Annotated in this window: 1 tRNA gene; it reads left to right on the forward strand. The window is 54.7% G+C overall.

Annotation, left to right across the window (positions count from 1 at the left end):
- Positions 1-179 precede the first annotated feature (179 nt).
- Positions 180-255, forward strand: a tRNA-Ala gene (locus tag PGX78_RS08405).
- Position 256: the final 1 nt, after the last annotated feature.

A 256-nucleotide genomic window follows, 5' to 3' on the forward strand; every position in this document is an offset into this window, starting at 1 on the left:
TATAGCTCAGCTGGTTAGAGCGCACGCCTGATAAGCGTGAGGTCGGTGGTTCAAGTCCACCTAGGCCCACCATGGCAAGTCGGTATACCCGAAACTTTTAAGGAGTACGGACAACCGAGGAGCCTTTTCCGATTGCTCGGACAGTACGCTTTGTATGAAGCGGATGTCGGGTAATATGTGGGGGTGTAGCTCAGCTGGGAGAGCACCTGCCTTGCAAGCAGGGGGTCAGGAGTTCGATTCTCCTCATCTCCACCAC

Origin of the sequence: Megasphaera sp. AF13-6AC, from assembly GCF_027685385.1 — a bacterium.
GTDB classification, from domain to species: Bacteria; Bacillota; Negativicutes; order Veillonellales; family Megasphaeraceae; genus Megasphaera; species Megasphaera micronuciformis.